Origin of the sequence: Cyclobacterium qasimii M12-11B (genome assembly GCF_000427295.1) — a bacterium.
Classification (GTDB): Bacteria; Bacteroidota; Bacteroidia; order Cytophagales; family Cyclobacteriaceae; genus Cyclobacterium; species Cyclobacterium qasimii.
In genome coordinates, this window is sequence record NZ_ATNM01000118.1 from 12,317 (window position 1) to 36,222 (window position 23,906).

The 23,906-nt window shown below is 39.3% G+C and carries 18 protein-coding genes; 13 read left to right on the forward strand and 5 right to left on the reverse strand.

What is annotated here, in order from left to right; translation table 11 throughout:
* Positions 1-391: 391 nt before the first annotated feature.
* The 4 genes from ADICYQ_RS14320 (at position 392) to ADICYQ_RS28740 (ending at position 6,470) form a co-directional block, all read left to right on the forward strand.
* Positions 392-1,774 (forward strand): MBL fold metallo-hydrolase, encoded by a 1,383-nt coding sequence (locus tag ADICYQ_RS14320; RefSeq protein ID WP_020892797.1) that lies wholly within the window; start codon positions 392-394, stop codon positions 1,772-1,774.
* Between the two features lie 205 nt (positions 1,775-1,979).
* Positions 1,980-3,485 carry a pyruvate kinase gene (locus ADICYQ_RS14325; RefSeq protein ID WP_020892798.1) on the forward strand — a complete coding sequence of 502 codons (1,506 nt, stop codon included), beginning with the start codon at positions 1,980-1,982 and terminating at the stop codon, positions 3,483-3,485.
* 127 nt (positions 3,486-3,612) lie between these two features.
* Positions 3,613-4,797: an alpha-L-rhamnosidase N-terminal domain-containing protein gene (locus ADICYQ_RS28735; RefSeq protein ID WP_020892799.1), complete on the forward strand. Its 1,185-nt coding sequence runs from the start codon at positions 3,613-3,615 to the stop codon at positions 4,795-4,797.
* An 11-nt stretch (positions 4,798-4,808) separates the two neighbouring features.
* Positions 4,809-6,470: a family 78 glycoside hydrolase catalytic domain gene (locus ADICYQ_RS28740; protein ID WP_020892800.1), complete on the forward strand. Its 1,662-nt coding sequence runs from the start codon at positions 4,809-4,811 to the stop codon at positions 6,468-6,470.
* Positions 6,471-6,555: 85 nt separating this feature from the next.
* On the opposite strand, the gene yiaK is transcribed toward ADICYQ_RS28740, so the two are convergent.
* Complete coding sequence (gene yiaK / locus ADICYQ_RS14335) at positions 6,556-7,572, reverse strand: 3-dehydro-L-gulonate 2-dehydrogenase (protein WP_020892801.1); 1,017 nt, start codon at positions 7,570-7,572, stop codon at positions 6,556-6,558.
* A gap of 332 nt (positions 7,573-7,904) precedes the next feature.
* On the opposite strand from yiaK, the gene ADICYQ_RS14340 reads away from it, so the two are divergent.
* Positions 7,905-8,912, forward strand: coding sequence for a zinc-binding alcohol dehydrogenase family protein (locus ADICYQ_RS14340; RefSeq protein WP_020892802.1), 1,008 nt, complete (start codon positions 7,905-7,907; stop codon positions 8,910-8,912).
* 318 nt (positions 8,913-9,230) lie between these two features.
* The gene (locus ADICYQ_RS14345; RefSeq protein WP_146947433.1) at positions 9,231-9,662 is read left to right on the forward strand and encodes a hypothetical protein; all 432 of its coding nucleotides are present in this window, start codon (positions 9,231-9,233) and stop codon (positions 9,660-9,662) included.
* Between the two features lie 242 nt (positions 9,663-9,904).
* Here the strand turns inward: ADICYQ_RS14345 and ADICYQ_RS14350 are convergent, their stop codons facing one another.
* Positions 9,905-12,067: a glutamine synthetase III family protein gene (locus ADICYQ_RS14350; protein WP_174779580.1), complete on the reverse strand. Its 2,163-nt coding sequence runs from the start codon at positions 12,065-12,067 to the stop codon at positions 9,905-9,907.
* Between the two features lie 233 nt (positions 12,068-12,300).
* On the opposite strand from ADICYQ_RS14350, the gene mtaB reads away from it, so the two are divergent.
* From mtaB to ADICYQ_RS14375, 5 genes are all read left to right on the forward strand, one after another.
* Positions 12,301-13,620, forward strand: a complete 1,320-nt coding sequence (mtaB, locus tag ADICYQ_RS14355; protein ID WP_020892807.1) for a tRNA (N(6)-L-threonylcarbamoyladenosine(37)-C(2))-methylthiotransferase MtaB — start codon at positions 12,301-12,303, stop codon at positions 13,618-13,620.
* Between the two features lie 244 nt (positions 13,621-13,864).
* Positions 13,865-15,112 carry a BNR-4 repeat-containing protein gene (locus ADICYQ_RS14360; protein WP_020892808.1) on the forward strand — a complete coding sequence of 416 codons (1,248 nt, stop codon included), beginning with the start codon at positions 13,865-13,867 and terminating at the stop codon, positions 15,110-15,112.
* A gap of 84 nt (positions 15,113-15,196) precedes the next feature.
* Positions 15,197-15,814, forward strand: a complete 618-nt coding sequence (locus ADICYQ_RS14365) for a ThuA domain-containing protein (protein WP_020892809.1) — start codon at positions 15,197-15,199, stop codon at positions 15,812-15,814.
* Positions 15,815-15,841: 27 nt separating this feature from the next.
* Positions 15,842-17,230 (forward strand): neutral/alkaline non-lysosomal ceramidase N-terminal domain-containing protein, encoded by a 1,389-nt coding sequence (locus ADICYQ_RS14370; RefSeq protein WP_020892810.1) that lies wholly within the window; start codon positions 15,842-15,844, stop codon positions 17,228-17,230.
* Between the two features lie 23 nt (positions 17,231-17,253).
* Entirely contained in the window at positions 17,254-17,961 is a 708-nt protein-coding gene (locus ADICYQ_RS14375) for a 3-keto-disaccharide hydrolase (RefSeq protein WP_040416407.1), read from the forward strand.
* Positions 17,962-18,166: 205 nt separating this feature from the next.
* Here ADICYQ_RS14375 and ADICYQ_RS14380 read toward each other — a convergent pair whose 3' ends face one another.
* Complete coding sequence (locus tag ADICYQ_RS14380; RefSeq protein WP_020892812.1) at positions 18,167-20,299, reverse strand: hypothetical protein; 2,133 nt, start codon at positions 20,297-20,299, stop codon at positions 18,167-18,169.
* A 202-nt stretch (positions 20,300-20,501) separates the two neighbouring features.
* Between ADICYQ_RS14380 and ADICYQ_RS26815 the strand changes: the two genes are divergently transcribed.
* Entirely contained in the window at positions 20,502-21,269 is a 768-nt protein-coding gene (locus tag ADICYQ_RS26815; protein WP_081652363.1) for a hypothetical protein, read from the forward strand.
* Positions 21,270-21,274: 5 nt separating this feature from the next.
* A complete protein-coding gene (locus tag ADICYQ_RS26820; RefSeq protein WP_020892814.1) occupies positions 21,275-21,733 on the forward strand; it encodes a hypothetical protein in 459 nt (152 codons plus the stop codon).
* Between the two features lie 7 nt (positions 21,734-21,740).
* On the opposite strand, the gene ADICYQ_RS14390 is transcribed toward ADICYQ_RS26820, so the two are convergent.
* Together ADICYQ_RS14390 and ADICYQ_RS14395 are read right to left on the reverse strand one after the other, a co-directional pair.
* Positions 21,741-22,802 (reverse strand): dihydrodipicolinate synthase family protein, encoded by a 1,062-nt coding sequence (locus ADICYQ_RS14390; RefSeq protein ID WP_020892815.1) that lies wholly within the window; start codon positions 22,800-22,802, stop codon positions 21,741-21,743.
* A gap of 10 nt (positions 22,803-22,812) precedes the next feature.
* On the reverse strand, positions 22,813-23,829 hold the full coding sequence (locus ADICYQ_RS14395; protein WP_020892816.1) for an NAD-dependent epimerase/dehydratase family protein: 1,017 nt from the start codon (positions 23,827-23,829) through the stop codon (positions 22,813-22,815).
* Positions 23,830-23,906: the final 77 nt, after the last annotated feature.

Genomic DNA, 23,906 nt, shown 5'->3' on the forward strand with positions numbered 1-23,906 from the left:
AAAATCAGTGAAGCAATGCCCTTAGAAATTCGTTTTTTTTAAATAATCAAAACCAGAGGATCATTTCAATCGTGTTAATCTTAGGCATTCGTTTTGATTACCAATTGAAAGAATAAAAATTAAAAAAATGGTAAAAAGCAGACTTAGGTAATTAATGTCACTGTATTCATGCCAATTTTAATCTAGCTTTATGTTTAACAAAGCTTTTGGGATTCCTTAAGCCTAATCTAGCGGAAAGCAGGAAGCTCGTATGGTGCTCCCTACTTTGGAAACATTAAAACGCAATGTTTTGCCAAGTATAATGTATTCTCGGCACCAAATAGCTTCATTGAAAAATTTAGGTTTCAATTTTAAAAAATAAAATTGAACGTCAACAAAAATCAAAAATAATATGTTTTTCGAACGTGTATATGATAAAAGTTTGGCACAGGCAAGTTATGTTATTGGATGTCAAGCCGGAGGAATTGCTGCAGTAATAGATCCCAAAAGGGATGTGGACACTTATTTGAAAATTGCTGAAGAAAATAATTTTACCATTACCAAAATCATGGAAACCCATATCCATGCGGATTTTTTATCGGGATCTCGGGAATTGGCAGCATTAACAGGAGCAGAAATGTACCTTTCTGATATGGGAGGCGAAGATTGGCAGTATGAATTTCCACATAAAAAAATCATTCACGGAGACCACATCATGCTTGGAAACTTAGATTTTGGCGTGATTGCTACCCCTGGCCATACGCCTGAGAGCCTAAGTTTTCTTTTGACTGACAAGGCCGCGACTGATGCACCTGTCATGGTTTTTACGGGAGATTTCGTCTTTGTAGGAGATGTCGGAAGGCCAGACTTATTAGAGCAGGCAGCCGGAATAAAAGGCAGTCAGGAAATAGGTGCCGCACAGATGTTTGATTCACTTCAAAAATTTCAAAAAAACCCGGAATTCGTTCAAATCTGGCCTGGGCATGGAGCAGGTTCAGCATGTGGAAAAGCGCTAGGAGCTGTTCCATCCAGCACCATTGGCTATGAAAAAATAAGAAATTGGGCTTTCCAGTTGTTGGAGGATGAAGCCACCTTCACTAAGACTTTGCTTGAGGACCAACCAGAACCTCCAAGGTATTTTGCAAAAATGAAAGAACTCAATAAAATTGAGCGCAAACTGCTTACCGAAGTACCAGAGATCAAGCACTTGTCAATCGACATGTTTATGAACAAGGTTATCGGTCAGATGCCAATAATAGACACCAGGTCTCCTGAAGATTTTGCAAAGGGCTATCTGAAGGGAAGTTTGAACATTGAAAACAACAATTCTATCGCTACTTGGATGGGCTCCTTTATGGATTATGACACTCCATTTGCCCTCATTGCTGAGTCAAATGAATTGGAGGACTTGTCGAGAAAATTGATGCGAATTGGTCTCGATGATGCATTTGGTTACATCAGTGCTGATGAATTAAAAACCGCAGTAAACAGTGATTTAAAAACCTCAACCCCAATTGAAAAGAAAGAGGTTCAGGACAAAATTTTCAACCACAATGCACAGATAATAGATGTTAGAGGTGCCTCAGAATTTAAAAAAGGGCATATAGAAGGTGCAAAAAACATATTCGTTGGAAAACTCCAGCAGAACCTTGACGAGGTAAGTAAAGATCAGCCGGTCATCGTTCATTGCCTTTCAGGCACCAGGGCTGCCATTGCTTATTCCATATTGGAAGCCAATGGTTTTGAAAATGTTTTTAATTATGCAGGTGGTTGGCAAGATTGGCAGAAAAACTAAATTCAGGCGATAAAATAACACCTGTAGTAAAGGAGTCTCTTCACATGATAGAACAGCTATGAAAAATTTCAGGCAATAAATAACGCTAAGTAATTTCTTGGGCTTGTTTTTAAAACAAGAATTAGTTAATTGCAAGATAAAAACACTGTTAACTTTATACTTTTTAATTGGGTATTTAGTTAACAGTTTATAATATTTAAACCCAATGAAAACTACCATAAATCAACTTGCCAAGGAAATGGGGCAATTGGAAGAGGCTTTGCTTCAAACTACCCATGAGTTTGATGTTTATTTAGACACTCTTCCTGAATCTCAGATTGTATCGGCTACAAATTTAATCCAGTACCTTTATTTTAGGAGTAAGGATAGAAAAACCTTGCAGGAACGTCTTCACTACTATGGTTTTTCTGCACTTTCCAATTCTGAAAATCATCTTCATAGACAGATACAAACAATAAGAGAACGTTTAGGTCATGTCTATTCAGAAGCTGCGCTCAACCCATGCACTTATAAATTCAGCCGGAAGAAACTAGAAAACAACAGCAAACTCCTGTTTGGCAAGCCAACACAAGAGAAAATGCCCTCTGTTATGGTCACATTTGCTTCAGATTTTGCCGATAACGCTGAACTGGTGGAAAGACTTCTACTTAATGGCATGCAAGTAGCACGCATCAATTGTGCACATGACAATGAAAAGGTTTGGAAGGCGATGATCAAACAAGTCAAATCAGCTGAGAAGAAAACGGGGTTGTCCTGTAAAATTTACTTTGACTTAGCCGGACCAAAAATCAGAACTTGCCTTTTAGCCAAAGGAAAAGAAGAAGGGAAGGTTAAGGTAAATGAAGGTGATACCATTTGGTTAGCTGAAACAAGTGAAGGGTTTTCAGCTGAAGACATAGTGATTAGTCCCAATGAAGCAGGAATAATTTCTTTTCTAGAAGAGAAACAAAGGGTTTTTATTGATGATGGTGAAATCAGCGGTGTCGTGACCAAGGTGGAACATGGAAAAGCGGCAGTTGAATTGGTTCGTGTGGCATCAAAAAAAGGGAAGATTAAATCAGAGAAAGGGATCAATTTTCCTGATACCCCTATGAATATTCCGTCCCTTACTGATTATGATAAAACCTGTCTACCCTTTATATGCAAAAATGCGGATTTAGTGGGCTATTCATTTGTAAAAACACCGGGAGATGTCACCAAATTAACCAATGAGCTAAAAAAATTAGCGCCTAAAAAACCTCTTCCGATCATTCTAAAAATAGAAACACCTGAGTCAGTTAGAAACCTGCCTTCGCTTTTACTTGAAGCGATGAAAAACCCACCATTCGGAATCATGATTGCACGGGGAGACCTTGCCGTTGAGATTGGATTTGGTCGAATGGGGGAAATTCAAGATCAAATTTCATGGATTTGTGAAGCGGCTCATGTACCTGTAGTCTGGGCAACTCAAGTACTGGAAACCCTTCAAAAGTCAGGCATGCCCACCCGATCAGAGATCACAGATGCAGGACAGGCTTCCTTGGCAGAATGTATCATGATCAATAAGGGTAATCACACCATTAGGGTATTGAAAACACTCAAAGAGATCATGCTTAGAACAGCTGGACATAGGACTAAAAAGAGGTTTATTTTTCGCCCATTAAGTATCGCAATTGACTTTATAGATTCCAATAACATCTATAGGTTAGAAGCGATCCCTGAACGTAAGTAGGGTTTCTTTCGCAACCTACTTCCGTTCAGTACAGGACACCTTAAAGATCAATTGTTATACAGCACAGTGCAGGACGCCTTTAAATTTAGAATTCACTTACTTTAGATTCCAAACCAAAAGTAAACCCATGAAAATCTCAACTTTTTTGGTATTGTTTTCACTTATGCTTTCCAGTAAAGCAATGGCAATATCGGACTTGACACCAGAATATTTAAGGTGTGAATACCTTGAAAATCCGTTTATTGATGAAAGAGAACCACGCTTGAGTTGGATTTTAGCTTCTGAAGAAAGGGATCAACACCAAACGGCTTATCGCATTTTGGTAGCAAGTAAAATGGAGCTTTTGGAGCCAGGAAAGGCAGATTTATGGGACTCGAACAAAATTTCGGGAGATCAAACCACCCAAGTGATTTACAAGGGGAAAGCGCTTACTTCCCGACAAAAATGCTACTGGAAAGTTCAAAGTTGGGATAAAAAAGACCAACCAGGAGAATGGAGCGAAGCTTCAACCTGGGAAATGGGGCTCTTAATGTCAAGCGATTGGAAAAGTAAATGGATAGGTAAAGATTTTTCATCAAACACCTTACCTATACCTTACAAGAACAAAGAATTATTGCTCCCCCCTTCCCCTATTCTCAGGAATAAAATAAACCTAACCAATAAAGTTTCCAAAGCCCGATTGTACATCACTTCCCTGGGTTTGTACGAATACCTTATCAATGGCAAAAAAGTGGGTCAGGACTTTCTTGCTCCTGGCTGGACAGATTATAATAAAAGGGTCTATTACAATGTATATGATGTCACAGATCGATTGGACCAAGGAGAACATGTGTTACAGGCCATCCTTTCGCCAGGCTGGTACAGTGGCTATATTGGTTATGCTTTATTGATAGGCAATCCGATAGTTAGGGCATTTTATGGAGACACCCCTGCTTTAAGAGCACAATTGGAGGTTACTTATTCCAATGGTGAAACAGCCACTTTTTCCAGCAATGAGGAATGGAAAGCCACTTCAGGAGGACTTGTTGAATCAGATATCCTTCACGGGGAAACTTTTGATGCAAGAAAGGTCCCTGAGGACTGGAGCAAAACCAATTTCAATGACAATAACTGGGACAATGCTGAAATCATTAATGCTGGCAAGCGTAATTTGGAGCTTTACCCAGCACAGCCTGTACAAGTCACAGAAGTTATAAAACCTATCGAAATCCATGAGCGGGAGAATGGTAAGTTCATTTTTAATATGGGGCAAAATTTTGCCGGTTTGGTCAAGTTAAAAGTAAAGGAAAGGCTGGCGATAAGGTTGTTTTAAGGTTTGGAGAGATGTTACACCCTGATGGTAGACTTATGGATGAGAACCTACGCATGGCAAGGGCTACGGACACTTACATTCTCAAAGGAGATCCTAATGGAGAAGAATGGACTCCCTCTTTTACCTACCATGGTTTCCAATATGTAGAAGTTACCGGGTTTCCAGGGAAACCCACAAAAGAGAATATCACAGGCTTGGTTTTGGGATCAAATACCCCGAGGGTAGGCCATTTTGAAACAGATCACCCCATGGTCAATCAATTGTACAAAAACATTGTCTGGACCCAAAGAGCAAATTTTGTAGACATCCCAACCGATTGCCCTCAAAGGGACGAAAGAATGGGATGGACTGGTGATGCGCAAACCTACGCAGGTACAGCAGCCATTAACATGGACGTCTCTGCCTTCTTCACAAAATGGATCCAGGATTTAAATGATGCGCAATGGGATTATGGTGCCTACCCGGATTATGCGCCCGCTCCGGGGGTAAGAAGTTCCGATACCTATGCCCCGGGATGGATGGAAGCAGGAGTTATCAATCCTTATGAACAGTTTCGCGCTTATGGTGATACACGTATCATTAAAAAAGGCTGGGAAAACATGGAAAGATTCATGGCTTTCCATGACAAAAAAAGCAAAGGTGCTTTCTTTTACCCAGAGGGATCATTTGCAGATCTCAGCCCTAAAGGAGGCTATGGAGACTGGCTTTCAATTGGTAAAAAGACTCCTCCTGACATGCTCGCCACCATGTACTATGGCTATGTTGCCCAGTTGATGTCAGAAATGGCGACGGCAATAGGGAAATCAGAAAGAGCCATACACTACCAAAATCTGTCGAAAAAAATTAAGTCGGCTTTTGCTGACCATTATATGGACAAAGCGACCGGAAGACTTACCACCAATGCTTCCGCCTATGGGGACGGAAAAGGATATGTGGATGGACAAATGGGGTTTTCAGGCAATACACAAACAGCTTATGCCAATGCCATTGCTCTTGATTTTCTAAATGAGGAGCAAAAAAAGATAGCAGGTGAGCATTTGGCAGAGTTAATTCTTGAAAATGATGGCAAATTGGCTACGGGATTCCTTGGGGCTAAGCAACTTTTACCGGCATTGTCTGCTACAGGTCACAGTGACCTGGCCTACCAACTCCTACTTAATGAAGAATACCCTTCATGGGGCTTTGAGATAAAAAATGGTGCCACTACTATATGGGAAAGATGGGACAGTTATGTAAAGGATGACCCTGAAAAAATGGCCAGTCTAAACAATGGCATGAACTCCTTTAGTCATTACGCCTTTGGGTCAGTATTCGAATGGATGTTTCACAATATGGCAGGTATTAGATCAGATGAAGCGGGGTACAAGACTTTTATCATCGCTCCAGAAATACCCAAGAAAGCGATCAATTATGTTGCTGCAAGTCACGAATCTATTCATGGGAAAATCACCAGTTCCTGGAAAAAGGAGAATGGAAAACTTATTATGGATGTCAGCATTCCCGTGAATACCCAGGCAACTATTTTCATTCCAGCTAAAAATGAACTCGACGTAACCTTGGATAATAAACGTTTGGATCAGCATAAAGACATTCAATTGGGGCACTTTTACAATGGCAAACAAACAGTAAAATTAGGGTCCGGAACTTACCATTTCGTAAGTAGCATTGATTGATTTGGGGAATACGGTTGGTTTAGTGTGCTACAAATCAGGCATCTTTTAATTTGGACTTGAGGGCATTGCGTAGAAATTTTAAGGGTTATTCAATCATTTTGACAACCTTTTCCCAGATTTCAGTATCCACAGGAACACCAAGTCGAAGATTTTCTTCCCTCCTAACAAAGGATTGTTCTCCAGGATAGCTTATTTCCATGCCCTCAAAAACCTTGGAAGTTTTCAAATCTGCTAAAACGTTTCCAATTCTCTCGTCAAGCTTCTCCTTTGGGATACCCAAAACTTCAGGATGTAAGCATAAGAAAAACTGGGAGACCCCATACTCCTCTTTCTGCCGACCAATTTCATGGGTAGATTGACCATCAGATAAACCCGATGCCATCAGGTCCAGCATCATTGACAGCCCTGCTCCTTTCCATAAGCCAATAGGCAGAGCCAACTGTTCTGCAATCACCTCAAATGGATCTTTTGTGAGCTTTCCTTCTGAATCAAAACCTGCATCGAAGGGCAATTCTCTGTTTTCTTTTCTGTAAATCGCCATTTTCCCGTAAGAGTATTGGGTCATTGCAGTATCCAGAACTACAGCTTTGTCTAAATAAGGCAAGGCAATCACCAAAGGGTTGTTGCCTAATTTAGGCTCTTTTCCGCCCCAGGCTGGCATATTGGGTGTAGTATTGGTAAAACAAATCCCAATACAACCAGCTTCAGCTGCTTGCCATCCATAGTTGCCTGCACGCATCCAGTGATTGGTATTGCTCAAAGCTACGCAACCCATTCCATTGGTTGTGGCCATGGCTATAGCCCTGTCCATGGCCAAAGAGGCATTGTACATCCCAGCCCCCAACTGCCCATTCCAACGTTCCATTATTGGTAGCGAAAACTCCTTTACCGGATCTTTATCCGGTAACACTCTTCCTCTTGAAATCTGCTCCAAAAAGGCAGGAAAACGATTTAATCCATGGGAGGCCACCCCATCCAAACTTGCCTTGGCAAATAATTTGGAACAGATTTCAGCCTTATTCTGCTCAAACCCATGTCTGGTTAACACTTTGATGAAAGTAGTTTCTAAAACTTCAAAGGGTATCCTTTTGCTTGTATCCATACTGGTATTTGGTATAAAAATGTTTTCAGATTAAAGTAAGAGAAATTAACTAAGCGAAAAAAATACTCATTGGAATATTTAGCAATATAAGACCGGCTATCTATACTTTTTTTCCTCATAAAATGGATTTAGTTGGGCTTACTCGCAAACATTTGAAGTAAAACAATGGCGGAAATCGCTATATTGATTCCGTAAGTACTAATAGAAACTACTTAATTAATTGTTTGAAAATAATTAGATATCAAATACATATAGTTATCATCTCAATCAAATTTTTGGTTAATTCCTTCTTTTTTACTTTTTGCATACCTAAAAATTGATTCTCTGTCTATATGAAAGTTATCAGCTGTGAACGCCCGGGTCTGTTCTCTAACAAGGAAACTGAAATTCCACAAGCCATAGAAGGTGAGGTATTGGTTAACATTAAAAAACTGGGTGTTTGTGGCACCGATTTGCATGCCTTTGCAGGAAACCAGGCATTTTTTACTTATCCGAGAATTCTTGGACATGAAATAGCCGCTCAAGTAGCCCAACCCAATGGTTCTTTATTTGGGGAAGGGGAACCCGTTGTAGTCATTCCTTACCTTCATTGCGGTCAATGCAGTGCTTGTAAAGCAGGAAAAACCAACTGCTGTGAAAAACTTAAAGTATTGGGTGTCCATACAGATGGTGCCATGCAGGAATACATGGCCCTACCTGAGTCTATTCTTATTCCAACACCTCAGCTAAGTTGGGATGAAATGGCCATCGTAGAGCCACTTTCTGTAGCCGCCCATTCAGTCAGAAGAGCCGGTATCCAAAAAGGAGATCAGGTTTTGGTCATGGGTTGCGGACCGATTGGATTGGCGATCATGGTTTTTGCTAAGCTTGCAGGTGCAGAAGTAACTGCCCTGGACATCAACCCCTGGAGGTTAAACCTGGCCAAGAACGAGTTTAAAGCCAGCCATAAAATCAATGCAAAAGAAGTTGAGGCTGATTCAAGGCTAAAAGAGAAATATAAAAACAGCTTTGATGCCGTATTTGATGCCACTGGCAACAAATCAGCGATGGAGGCAGGCCCCTATTATGTAGGACATGGGGGGAAATACGTATTGGTTGGGCTATACAAAGACCAATTGTCTTTTCACCACCCTTCCATTCATGCCAAAGAATTGACCTTACTATGCAGTAGAAATGCTACCAAGGATGACTTTCTATATGTCATATCCACATTAGAAAATAAATCTTTCCCTACCAATTCTTATACCACGAATAAATTTGATTTTTCAGAAACAAAAGAGAAATTCCCAGAACTTACCCATCCTGAAAGCCAAGTCATCAAGGCTCTAATAGAATTTTAAACTTACCTGTTAATTGTAACTTATAGCCCTTCTCTTCCCCCATGTGAGCAAGGAGGCATACGCGTAAAATGGATTTTTGAGTTTTCACCCTACCGCTGCAATGATAAAAGCAAAATTTGCATGGACAGGAAACCAATAGAGTTAAACTTGAACTGATTTCATTTACATATTTCAGGTATTGGGTTTTTTACCATTCAAAAACCCTTCCCACCATTTGTAAATTGCTTTTGTTTCTTGATTGATTTATTTACGAAATTTGAAAGTTAAAGCGTATAATCTATGAATAGGTTTTCATTTTTATTTCTGACCCTTTGTTTCATGGTATTCCCATTATTTGTTAATGGGCAGATGAATAGTAATTACCAAATCTTAAAGACCAATAATGCCTACGTTGTCAAACCCCATTCAAAAGACTTTACTAGAATAGACACGGAAGGCATGAGCCTTGACTGTTCCACAACAAATCTTAGTAGTGAATTAAGCTTTGGGCATATTTCAAGCTATTTTGATGAGGATACCCAAATCCTTTTTAGAAACATAAAAATCCAGGCCAGGGTTTATGTAGACATTCAGGGTGATATAAGGGACCTTTATTTCATCTGTGAAAATGATCCAAAAGATATTGGGATAGATTTTGCAGAATTAGCGATGACCATTCAAAGGAAATTTAAAATTGCTCAAAATAATGAGTGTCTTCCTAAACTTGAAGACAAATACATTTCATGGTATATCCCCTTGTACCAATATTAATCCCAATTCAGCAATAGTTTTAAGTGCTTTCACTAGGCCACGGGTTTCATCCCTAGCTATGACATTACGCCCTTTATGGGTTGGTGAAATAGAAACAATGCCCACTATTCTAGCACGATTATCCTAAGACTTTAAAAAGTTAGTTTGGATTTGCAATAGAAAGATATTCTTCAACAATCCTATCAAAAAGAACCAAAAAAAAAGCCCGATACAATCGGGCTTTTCAATAAATCTATTTTCTTTTATTTCAAAAAGAGCATCTCTCTGTATTTCACTAATGGCCAAGACTCATCGTCCACTAGCAATTCAAGTTTGTCTACTGCATACCTGATTACATCAAAGTAGGTGTCTTTTACATCAACGCTATAAAGCTTGGCTTTTTTAGAAATATCTTCTTCTTTATTTACTCGCTTCCTAGCTTCAACCATTTCGCCAACATTTGATTTGAGTGACTCAAGGTGTTTAGAGATTTCCTCAATTGTATCAAGGGCTGCTGAATGATCTAAACCTAATCCTTTCAAACCATTTGCATTTGCAATAAGCTTGTTTTGATAAAGGATGGCTGTAGGGATAATGTGGTTCAAGGCCAAATCACCCATTACACGGGATTCGATTTGAACTTTCATTATATAGTTCTCCAACCTGATTTCATGTCTTGCATGTAATTCTCTTTCATTAAGCACACCATGCTTTTTGTAAAGATCTGTTACAGACTTAGAAATAAGAACATCTAAGGCATCAGCAGTACTTTTTAAGTTAGAAAGACCTCTTTTCTCAGCTTCTTGTGCCCATTCTTCGGAATAGCCATCACCTTCGAAACGAACTTTTTTACTTTCCTTGATATATTTTCTAAGTACGTTAACTATGGCAAGTTTCTTTTCTTTACCAGCGCCAATTTCCTTATCGATATCTCGTTTCATGTCTTTAAGGACATCAGCAACGATCACATTAAGTGCTGTCATTGGACCTGCAGGGTTTGCAGTGGATCCAACAGCTCTGAACTCAAATTTATTACCAGTAAAGGCGAAAGGAGAAGTTCTGTTTCTATCAGTGTTGTCAAGAATGATCTCAGGAATTTTAGAAATTCCCAATTTCATGTACATATTGTCTCCTTTTTCTATTTTTAAATTGCCATTTTTCTCCAATTCATCAAGAATCTCAGTAAGCGTACTTCCCAAGAAGATAGAGATAATAGCAGGAGGGGCTTCATTTGCACCTAATCTGAAATCATTACCAGCAGAAGCAATACTAGCCCTAAGTAGGTCAGCATTCACATATACCGCTTTGATAGTAGCTACCAAGAAGCATAAGAACTGAAGGTTTTCTCTTGCAGAGTTACTAGGCTGAAAAAGATTAACTCCTGTATCAGTTATTAATGACCAGTTGTTGTGCTTTCCGCTACCGTTAAGGCCTGCAAATGGTTTCTCATGGAAGAGAACTTTAAAGTTGTGCTTTTCGGCCACTTTTTCCATTACTTCCATCAAAAGAAGGTTGTGGTCAGTGGCTTTATTGATGTCCTCAAATAATGGAGCAACCTCAAACTGTCCTGGAGCAACTTCATTGTGACGCGTTGAAACAGGAATACCTAATTTCAATGCCTCAATTTCAAAGTCTTTCATGTACTCCTTAACTCTGGAAGGAATAGACCCGAAATAATGATCATCTAATTGCTGACCTCTTGCTGGATTATGTCCAAAAACAGTTCTACCAGCCATTACTAGATCTGGACGGGTAGCATATAGTGCTCTATCTACTACGAAATATTCTTGTTCTACACCTAGTGAAGGATTTACTTTTTTGACATTCCTGTCAAAATACTGACAGATGTCTACAGCAGCTGCATTGATTGATTCAGTAGACCTGATAAGTGGTGTTTTAAAATCAAGTGCTTCACCTGTATACGAAACAAATATTGTTGGTATGCAAAGTGCTTGATCGAAAATAAAAATCGGAGAGCTGGGATCCCAAGCGGTATATCCACGAGCCTCGAAAGTCGTTCTTATTCCACCATTTGGGAAAGATGATGCATCAGGCTCTTGTTGAACCAAAGTACTCCCTTTAAATCTTTCCATTCCAGTCATGGCATCGAAAAAGGTGTCATGTTTCTCAGCAGTTGATCCCGTTAGGGGTTGAAACCAGTGAGTATAATGCGTTGCACCTTTTGACATGGCCCATCCTTTTACTGCTGTTGCGATTTCATCAGCAGTGGACATATCTATTTTCGTTCCTTTTTCAATCGCAGATTTGACTTTTTTGAAAACAGGACTAGCTAAGGTTTCCTGCATCTCTTTTAAGCCAAATACCTGAGATCCGAAATAATCAGAAATTTTTAAAGAAGGTGCTACTGCAGTTACCTTAGCTCTGCTTTGCACTTTCATTAACGCTTTTTGTCTTAATGTTGCCATTTGAATAGTTTATGGTTTAAAAACTAATTACAAAATTAGAAAAATAATTGAATTTTTTTCATTTATGGTGACTTTTAGAAGCAATTTCGGTAATTTTTACAGTATTGATAACAAACACACCCAAAATATCCATCAGAATGGATGTTTTTTTTCGAATTCGTCTAATTTATTGCAAAAATGGAAAACTCAAGGATATTCACTAAATTTGCACTGGAATAAAAGAAAAGAAAAGTTTGAAAAAAGTAGCATTCTATACCCTCGGTTGCAAATTAAATTATGCAGAAACCTCTACCATCAGCCGTATGTTTGAAAAAAAGGGCTATAAAAAGGTTGGCTTTGAGGAAACACCTGATATTTTCATTATCAATACTTGTTCAGTTACCGAAAATGCTGACAAAAAATGTAAGAAAATCGTAAAGGAGGCCAAAAAGATATCTCCAAACGGCTTTATAGCTATTATTGGGTGTTATGCACAACTCAAGCCTCAGGAGATTGCCACTATTCCAGGAGTAGATGCTGTCTTAGGTGCAGCAGAAAAATTCAGGTTGATTGAATTACTTGATGATTTTTCGGTTGGTCAGGAGGCCAAAGTCTACGCTTCTTCCATCGCTGAAGCGGAAGTATTTAACAACGCTTATAGTATTCACGATCGAACACGTACCTTTCTAAAGGTTCAAGACGGTTGCAACTATGGCTGCGCATTTTGTACAATTCCTCTTGCAAGAGGAAAAAGTAGAAGTGACACCATTGACAATATTATAGCGGCAGCCAATGAAATTGCAGCTACTGAAGTAAAAGAAATAGTAATTACTGGTGTTAATATTGGGGACTTCGGCATTCACAATGGCAAGAGAAAAGAAAAATTCATAGACCTTATACAGGCATTGGATCAGGTTGAAGGGATCAATAGATTTCGAATTTCATCAATAGAGCCCAATTTGCTCACCAATGAAGCCATCTCATTTGTCGCCCAATCCCAAAATTTTGTCCCCCACTTCCATATCCCTCTTCAATCAGGTAGCAATACCATATTAAGAAAAATGGGGAGAAGGTATTTAAGGGAGCTTTATGAAGATAGGGTCAGCAAAATCAAAGGCCTAATGCCCCACTGCTGTATTGGGGTCGATGTAATCGTCGGTTTTCCAGGTGAAACGGAAGAATTGTTTCTGGAAACTTATGAATTCCTCAAAGAGCTTCCAATTTCTTATCTTCATGTATTTACTTATTCTGAACGGGCCAATACCAGGGCCGCAGAAATGGACGAAGCAGTTCCCATGAAAATCAGAAACAAGCGCTCAAAAATGCTAAGAATACTTTCTGAGAAGAAAAAAAGGGCTTTTTATGAAGAGAATCTTGGCAAAACATACACTGTTTTGTTTGAAGGGGATGTAGAAGATGGTAAAATGTTCGGTTTTACAGAAAACTACATTAGAGTAAGTGCTAAATATGACCCTCTTTTAATAAATGAATTGAAAAATGTGACCTTGGTCGAAATAAATGAGAAAGGTAGTGTAGATGTTTATGAACCTGAAAGGGAAGAAATACACCACTAAGATTATAAATTGGTAACGTTAATCAACCGATGATCAGCGTATTTTTTAATTTTATAATTTTTATGATGTAAGAATGAATTCCATGTCTTAAATTGGGTTATTGTAAGATTTATTCCCCAATCCAATTTATAACATGATCACGCATTCAAAAAATTTCATTTTTACAATAGTTCTATTACTGTTCCAGTTTACTAATACTTATTCTCAGAGTTCATTGGGGAAAAATATTGACCCTTTTCAACCAGTGAAAATAGCTGAAGATGGTAGCTGGTGTTGGTTTCAGGACGAAAGGGCGCTTTTAATTGACAACAAAGTGTTTTTCACTGGAGTCACTTCAAAAGGATACAATACAGTTAGTGAGTGGAATTTGGATGATAACAGTTCAAAAACCACTATAATTACCGAAGGCTCTTTACCTGCCGATGATCACAACGTAGGTTCACTCATGCTGAGACCTGATGGTAAAATTTTAACCGTTTATTCTGGACACACCTATGACGATTCCGTTAGGTATAGAACAACAGTTAACCCGTTCGACATTAGTGAGTGGACGGATGAATCTTCCTTTATCGCCAATGCTAAGGTTTGTTATTCCAACACCTATTACCTTGAGGAGGCTGATTTAACCTATAATTTCTTTAGAGGAAATGGCAACAACCCACACTATATGGTCTCTAAAGACTATGGTGATAGCTGGACATTTGGAGGGAGGCTTTTTGAATTCCCTGGAAGATCCTATTTGAGGTATGCTTCAGACGGAAAAAATCGTGTACATTTCATCACCACGGATGGACACCCAAGACACATGAACAATAATATATACCATGGGTATATAGAAAATGGCAATGCCTATAAATCTGATGGAACCTTAGTAGGCCCATTAAGCACAACAGAAAACAGCAAGTTCAAACCTTCTGATTTCACAATAGTATTTGATGGAGACCTTGAAACACGAGAAGATGTGGGTTGGACAAGTGACATCCAATTGGATGAGAATGGCACACCTTATTTTGTTTTCACTGTAGCCAAAGACCCAGTTTCCAGAGGAGAGCGATTTAATGTATCAAAAGGTGGTTTTGACAATAGGTACCATTATGCTATTTGGGATGATGGCAAATGGGTTGAAAATGAGATCGCCTTTGGAGGCAGTCGCTTGTATCCTGATGAAAATGAATATACAGGTTTAATAAGCTTAAACCCAAAAGACAAAAACATCCTTTACTTTTCCGGAGATGTACATCCAGTAACTGGTGACCCACTACTTGTAGATGGTGAAAGAAGATATGAAATATTCAGGGGAGAAAGACTTGATGAAGAAAGCCCATGGGAATTTACTCCTGTAACTTTTAATTCAAAAGAGGACAATTTCAGGCCTATAGTATTGGCAGATGAAAACAGAGAAATTGTTTTGTGGTTGACAGGAAGATATACTACCTACAAGGATTATCAACTTAAGGTTTACGGAAAAGTAATCCAGAAAAAAAACGGTTAAAAGAACGAAAACAAGAAAATAACATTCCTTATCAGCAAGGATCCTGACAATTATGAAGCGGATCTCACCATCCCTTATTTTGCAATGAAACTCACAAAAGAAAGTGGGTTTGAGACAAAAGTGATTTTAGGTGAAGGTGAAAGAAATGAGTTTAAACTCCCGGAATTAGAGAAAAACATGGACAGTGATCTGTTGGTGTTTTTCTTAAGAAGGGTGGCACTTTCTACCGATCAGATGCAACTGATAAAAGATTATATTGCTGCAGGCAAGCCCGTCCTTGGCATAAGAACAGCCAATCATGCGTTTTCAGTCAGAGAAGGTGATATTCCTTTAGGATTTGAGGACTGGAAGGATTTTGTTCCTGAGGTTTTAGGACATGAAAATAAAGGTTACGGAGCGGCCCGATCCCCTACCCATGTTGTAGCGGAACAGAAAACAGGTAAAAAAATATTGAAAGGTATCCCTGAAGGAGAATGGGAAAGTCAAGGCAACCTCTATTTAATAGGAAACACGCTTGACAAAAAGGCTAATGTAATATTAAGCGGTACTTCAGATGGAAAAACAAACCCTATCGCTTATACGAGGAAATATGGAAAATCAAGGGTTTTCTATACCTCTCTTGGGTATCCTACCGACTTTACCCACCCCTATTTCATTCAATTCATGAAAAATGCCATTGACTGGACATTAAAAATAAAATAAGCAAACCACTAAATTATCCATCAGCTCATGAAAAGCTTCATTTTATCTCATCAACAAATCTTATTTACTGCCCTACTGTTTGTATTTGTTTCTATCAGTTTTCAAGGTTATTCTCAAAAAACAACTACTTGGAAAACCGGAACAGATAAAATTAACATTACACCGAAATCTTCCTTATGGATGGCTGGTTACGGTCATAGAGACCATACTGCAGAAGGGAAATATGGAGAGTTATGGGTAAAGGTGTTGGCATTGGAAGATGCAAAAGGATACAAAACCGTAATCGTTACTTCAGATCTACTAGGCTTACCTAAGAACTTGTCTGATGGAATACGTAATTCAGCAATCAAGGAGTTTGGCCTTCAAAAATCTCAAATTGTTTTAAACAGTAGCCATACCCATTCCGCGCCTGTACTAGGAAAATCTCTATTTGACATTTACCCTATGAATCCGCAGCAACGAAATGATGTAGAAGAATACACCGCTAATCTTCAGGAAGAAATAGTAAAAAGCATTGGCAAGGCACTTTCCAATATGAAGCCCTCCAAGATTTATTCCAACAATGGGACGGCTAGATTTCAGGTCAATAGAAGAAACAATAAGGAGAGCGAAGTTCATTTGTCAACAGACTTGAATGGACCTATGGATCACGCTGTTCCTGTTTTAAAAGTAATGGATGAAAACGATCATATCACCACTGTACTATTTGGCTATGCTTGTCATCCTACCGTACTGAGTGGTTACGAATGGTCTGGAGATTATCCGGGTTATGCCCAGGAAGTAGTCGAGAAAAATTACCCTGGAGCGATGGCCATGTTTTTTCAAGGAGCTGGTGGAGATCAAAACCCACTTCCCAGAAGAACACTTCCTTTAGCAAAACAATATGGAACAGTCTTGGCAGCCACAGTAGAAAGGGTACTCTCTGAAGACATGAAGCCTTTAGAGGCGGATTTAGGATCTGCTTATACAGAAATAGACCTTGGCTTAGAAGATGCTCCTAGCAAGGCTGAACTTAATAAAATAATCAAGGAGCAAAGTGGCTACATGAAAAGGTGGGCAGAACGAATGCTTGGGGAAATAGAAGCGGGGAACACCCTCCCATCTTCTTATCCTTTCCCAGTGCAAATCATTAAGATTGGCAACCAGTCTATTTTCACCATGGGTGGCGAGGTAACAATTGGATACGCCAATAAACTCAAAGAAAAGTATGGTCCTGATATTTTTGTCATGACCTATACGAATGACGTAATGAGTTATATTCCGACCGAAGTCATCTTAGAAGAAGGAGGATACGAGGGACATACCGCGCAAATGGTTTATGGCCTGCCAAGTAAATGGAAAACTGGATTAGAGGAACAAATCCTATCTGCATTTGATGGACTGGCTAGTAAATTAGCAATTCAACCCGCAAAATAAAAAGCATAGCTCGCTTGAACATTATGAAAAAATTCACATTTAAGATATTCGCAGTAGCAATAACACTGCTACTAAGCACCTCCCTTAGCCTTGAATTGTTGGCTCAATCAGCGGGTTACGAGGTCTTATTTGACGGGGGCTCCTTAGAAAAGTGGCGCTCAAAGAGTACTCCTTCCTCCCCCATAAAAGGATGGAAAGTAGAAGACGGGATGCTCTTTATGGAAGGCGAAGGTGGTGGAGACATTATCACTAAAGATAAGTACGGTGACTTTGAACTGGTTTTCGAATTTAACCTGACTGAAAAGGCCAATAGCGGAATTAAGTATTTTGTAGATACCATTTACAATGAGAAATCAGGGGAAATGAAGGTTAATGGTCCTGAATACCAAATTATCGACGATTACAATTACGAAGGTGTCAAGGAGGACCCAAATGGAACTACCTCTACAGGAGCAGCTTACTTATTCTACCCGCCTAAAAACAAGCAACTAAACCCTCATGGCGAATGGAATAAGGGTAAAATTGTGGCCAAGGGAAAAAAGGTTAGCCATTGGTTGAATGGTAAAAAATTAGTGAGTTATACCAGAGGAAGCAAAGACTACCTAAAGAAAAAAACTGCCAACAAATTTAAGGATGATAAAAATTATGGTGAGCTTAAAGAAGGCCATATTTTAATCACAGACCACGGAGACAAAGTCTTCTTCCGAAATATAAAAATCAAAAAGCTTTAGCTTAATAGTAGCGAAAAGTCAAGCCAAATGAAGGTTAAGGCATAGCAACCTATGTTTTAATCTTCATTTGGCAAATTATTTTTAATACTGTTGTTAGACAGATACAGAATATTTTTTTATAAAAGCTCTTGCCAGTAAAATTCACAAAAAGACTTTCCCGACCTTTACCTGAAAGTCACTCGATCACAAGAATCCAGGCCAATCCCTACTTGTATTCTTCAAGCATCAGGCTTGATTTTTCATCGAAGCTATCCCCAATTTTAGAATTCTTTGTTAGCTCCCAATAACTTTGGTCTTGTAAAACCAAAACCTGAGTGGCCACTATCCAACTTTGTGTCCATCCCGTAAGTGTTCCCCAGGCGCCCCAGCCAGCATCAGCATTAGAAGCCCAATACTCCCAACGCTCATAGTCGAAAGCCCTAAACCAGGCGCCATCAAGGTCTTTTATCGTGTCGCTTTTGACTTGTATCCTTGTCATAAAATCAGATAATTTCTCCAAGGCTTCAAAATATTCCGGATTATTAGTCGCATGAGCAGCTTCATTAAGGCTGAAAAAGGCGAAATTACTCGTATACAACATATCAGCGATAGGATCACCGTTTTCAAATATCAAAGGTGCCTCATGTAGGCCATACTCTTGGTTGGAGGAAGTTCGGCCATATCTTCCTTTATCGGCTCCACCTAATTCTTCTCTTATCGCCCCACTTTCAACTTGATTTTCCAAAAGCTTGCTTACAATTCTGTCCAACCATTCTCTATGCTCAGGAGTATCCTCTACTTTGACTAACCAAGCCAAGGGCAGAATCATTCTTGCCCGCTCCTGCTGAATACCATTTGTCCACAGCCAATCCTGAGGATAGCCCTCCATAGTGATTTCAATCCCTTTTTTAGCTTTCGTAAGTAAAGGTTCATATCCGGTCTTATCATACAACCACAAATAATTTGCCCACATCCAGGATTCAAAATGCGGTGCAGGATTAATGGTCTCTTGATTCCAGTAATGCTTCCATCCCAATTGGTGCAGGTTGGTATTGTTTAACCTGTTGCTCCTAAAACCATTTTTTCCCGTTGTCCTGAAATTGGCCAAAATTGCTTCCGTCATTTCTTCATTCCAGTCTTCTTTTTGCATATGAGCCATTGCACCTAGCACTCCTAGAATTGCGCGGGCGTTGTCATCTCCATAATAAACAAAAGGATGGGTATTTGACCAACCTATTAGTCCATAGGCAGCAGAATCAGGATCATTACGAGGTCCATTGGTAAGATTTTCCCTATACAAGAACTTAACTAAGTTTTCTGCTTTAATATTATAGGAGGGCTCTTCCAAAAGATTGGCTGCAGCAGCCAAGGCATAAGCTGCTTCTCCTTGCACATCTGCTCTGATCCAATAGCGATATTGCTGAGTGCCATCATAAAAAATATTTGAGGAATGCCCCTCTAGTAAACCCTCAGATCCATCTCCTGACGAATATTTTTCGGGAACAGGTGGACCAATAGGATTGGTACCGTTTCCCTGGTACTTTAGCCAATAGTCCTTCCATTCTTCGGCGATGTAGAATTTCCCTTTTTCAAACCAATCCACCCCGTTTCTAACACTGTTCATTTTATCAGTACGAGACAAGGTTTCCGTGGCATTGAAGGCAGGTTCAACATATCGAGGCCAGGAATTATAGCTAAAGGTACTGTCTCCTGTAAGTTCTGAAATTATATGAGACCATAAAATTTTCCAGTGGGCTTCAGGTCCAAATCTACCTTTAGCAAAATCTGATAATTTACTAAGGGCAATAAAACCCTGGTCTTTTTTGAACAACAATGGATAGGCTGGCACGCCCTCTAAACCATATACGGCACTGTCAAGACCTGCTACTTTAGCAACCACTAACAAAGGGTCACTAACTTCTGCCGGTATAACATGGCAATCATTAATGCCTAATATTTTCATACGGCTCAACTCGGCACCAAATTCATCCGATACCACCACAGCTCTTTCAAGCCTTGTCTTCAAAACTTCGCCGTTGCTTTCCAGGCCTTCAAAATCTTCAGGATACTCCAAATAAAACTTGATGTCCTTTTGTTGAGCTGCAGTAAAGAAGCCCTCGGGTACAGCTACTCTTTTTTTAGGATATTCTGTCGAAAGCACCATTAAAGTGGCTCCCTTCTCCATATTATCTATGGCAGACATTGTTTCCGAATGAAACTCAAATGTGTAGCCTTCTCCTTCCAACCATTGTATTAGATCACTATTTTCCGCACCTACCACGTGAATCTTATCTTTTGAGGCAAGGTTACAAGAAGTGAAAAATGCAGAAATCAATATTAAAAGCCAGAACCGAAACATAAATTGAGTTTATTTGTATTAAAAACCGCAATATAGGTCAATTCTGCATTTATCGTCAACCCATTTATAAAATATTGTTTCAGCGGTAAAAAAAACACTTTTCACTAATATGAGCCTTATTTAAGGCAGTAAAAACATCGTTTTTAAAAGGCTTTAAGAACTGAAATTCTTACCTTTAAATAAACATATATAATCCTGAGAAATGCTTGTCAAATTTTTATCGTTCCTCTTATTCGCCTTCCTTGGTTTAAATATTTCAACCATACATGCCGAAGGTTTTAATGATTCCATCTTAGTGGAAAATGAATATCAATCTCCTTTGAAAATTATTAACATTGACAAAGAAGCAAATGGCGACACCATACAAAACCCTCTCAAAAAAAGGGTCGACTGGAATAAGCTGGCTCCTTATTTCACGGTACCTGCTGAATACAAAGGGGTAAAAGGGGATTATAAGGACCCATTTATTTTTGAAGACAATAGCCAGGTAACCACTTTAGAAGAATGGAAGAAAAGAAAAGCGGAAATTCTAAAATCATGGCATACCCGAATGGGCGAATGGCCGGACTTTATTGTAAACCCCAATTATGAGATCCTTGAAATCATCAATAAAGCGGATTATATCAAAAAAAGAATTCGTTTTGAATGGATACCTGGTCAAATGACCGAAGGCTATCTATTACTGCCACATGAGGCCAATAACCTACCTGCGGTGGTTACTGTGTATTACGAACCTGAAACAGCTATAGGAGAAGGAAAACCAGACAGAGATTTTGCATTACAATTGGTCAAAAGAGGATTTGTCACCCTCTCCATTGGGACAACAGAAACGTCTGACAACAGTACCTATTCCTTGTACTATCCAGACATTGATCATGCAACAGTTCAACCACTTTCATTGCTTGCTTATGCTGCTGCAAATGCCTGGTATCTTTTGGCCGACATGCCAGAAGTGAATAAGAAAAAATAGGGATTATGGGCCACAGCTACGGAGGGAAATGGGCAATGTTTGCTTCATGCCTGTTTGAGAATTTTGCTGCTGCAGCCTGGTCAGATCCAGGAATCGTTTTTGAACAAACGAGACCAAGCATCAATTATTGGGAGCCTTGGTACCTGGGATATCACCCAAGACCTAGAAGAGAGAGAGGTGTTCCTACTAACGAAAATCCTGCCAGAGGATTGTACCCTCAACTCTTAAAGGAAGGAAAAGACCTGCATGAACTTCATGTCTTGATGGCTCCCCGCCCATTTTTGGTCTCAGGTGGTGCCGAGGACGGGGAGAATCGTTGGGTTCCGCTGAATTACAGCATTAAGGCAAATGCCTTGTACGGTAAAAGAGATAGAGTGGGCATGAGTAATCGCCCTGATCATTCTCCAAATTCAGCATCCAATGAAATCATTTACAATTTCTTTGAATATTTTCTAGAACCCTAGTGTATCATTAAGACAGGAATTTCTTGAGGTTATTCTTAACAAACTCATCGTCATTCAACCATGGATAAGCCTTATATACGCGATCAATTTCTGCTGATTGACCAGGTGATAGTACTTCTCCAGGATTGAGGCACCAAGTACCTTCAAGTAAACCCTGACGTCTTAATATTTCATGAATTCCAGGAATACATCCTTTGAATTGGTGCTTTGGATCGAAGATTACAGCATTTGAATCTGTAATTTGCACACCTAATTCAAGCAATTCTTCCATACCTGAAAGGTCATTGTCTCTACATTCTTTTATTTTTTCCATTAAGGCAACAGCTTTGGTTGTCCATACTGCCCAATGACCAAGTAATCCACCAGCAACTCTTTTGGTTACTTTCTTACCATCTACCACAAAAGTAAAAGGTGTAAGTAGGTCTGCTACTATATTGTCATCATTACCAGTATACATGGCTATCTCCTCATGTCTGCTAGAAGAACATACTGCTCTTACCACATCCAAAGACTGGTACCTGTTGAAGGGTGCCATTTTTATCGCCTGAACATTAGGGATATCAGCGAAATCCTTCCAAAAGTCATAACTTAACAAACGGCCTCCTGCGGAAGGTTGAAGATAGAAACCAAAAATTGGAATAACCTCTGCCACTTTTTCAGCCCTTTTTATCAAGTCCTTTTCCGACCAGTCGCCTAATCCTCCAGCACTCAACAAACCAAGGTCGTATCCCAATTCTTTTGCCAAAGAGGCTTCTGCTACTGCCTGATCAGTACCGCCTACTATTCCTGCTACCATTGCAAAAGGTCTTTCTATAGCAGCTGCCTTAACCTCCTCCATGGCCATTCTTAGTACCGGCTCAAAAAGTCCGTACTTCTCTTCTCTAATTTCAAATTGGGTACTGTGTACTCCAACAGCTATTCCACCTGCTCCTGAGGCAATGTAATAGCGAGAAAGCGCCCGTTGGTGTTTCTCATCAAGTTTTCTTTCTGCATTTAAAGCTAATGGATGGGCAGGTATAACAGTCCCATCATGTAATAATTGCTTGATAGCGGGATTTAATTCACTCATTATTTTATAATTAAAATTTTCCTTCTCTTTCCTGGAAATGGGTTGGTTTATTCAAAGTTTCTCCGTCTTGCTGTACCCATTGAACAGTCATCTCTATCATGGTAAGCAAAGATACAGTTGGGTATCCAAAAAGCTGGTGACAAAGAGAGGCATTGTTCAACAAAACATTTGGCTCAGGTTCGTTTATAAACACTGGTTTCTTGTTCAACAACTGGCCAAATTTTTCTGCCACTTGTTTGATACTGATCGTTTCAGGTCCTGTTACATTCAGTATTTTAGGAGGACTTGTAGTATGTAGTAAAGAACGAATAGCAATCTCATTTGCATCGCCTTGCCAGATAACGTTCATATGGCCACTTCTCAAATTGATTGGCTTTTCGGTATTTACCATCTTACATATTTCCAATAGATTACCATAACGCATGTCTATGGCATAATTCAATCTATACATCAACATCGGAATGTTGTATTGATGACTGAAATATTCAAAAACACGTTCTCTTCCAAGGCATGATTGTGCATATTCTCCAATTGGCTCCGGGGGGGTTGATTCTAAAGCTCCTCCTGATGCATAATGCATGAAAGGGTATATGTTTCCACTTGAGAACACCACAATTTTAGAATTCTTATACTTTGTCGCAACTCTTCCAGGTAAGTAGGCATTCATCGCCCAAGTAGAATGTTCCTGTCCTGTAGTACCAAACTTTTTACCTGCCATGTAAATGACATTTTCGGCTTCTGGTAAAGCTTGTAACGCCTCATCATCCAATAAGTCTGCAGTAATACAAATCACACCGTGATTCTCAAGATCTGTTTTCATCTTGGGATCAGAAAACCTGGAGACGCCTATTACTTTTTTATTTATACCAGCATCTTTAAATGCTCTGCTTGCAAGCTTGGCAAGGCTTGGCCCCATTTTACCTGCTACCCCTAAAATGAGGATGTCTCCATTGATTTTTTTTATGTCCTCAACCAGACCGGCTGTAGGCTTGCTAAGTATTTCCTCTAATTCTTCTATAGATTTCATTGATTTAGTAGTAAATTTTAGTGGTGTATAAATTATCCATTTTTGTTCGAACAAATATCAATTGGCCTGAATAGTAC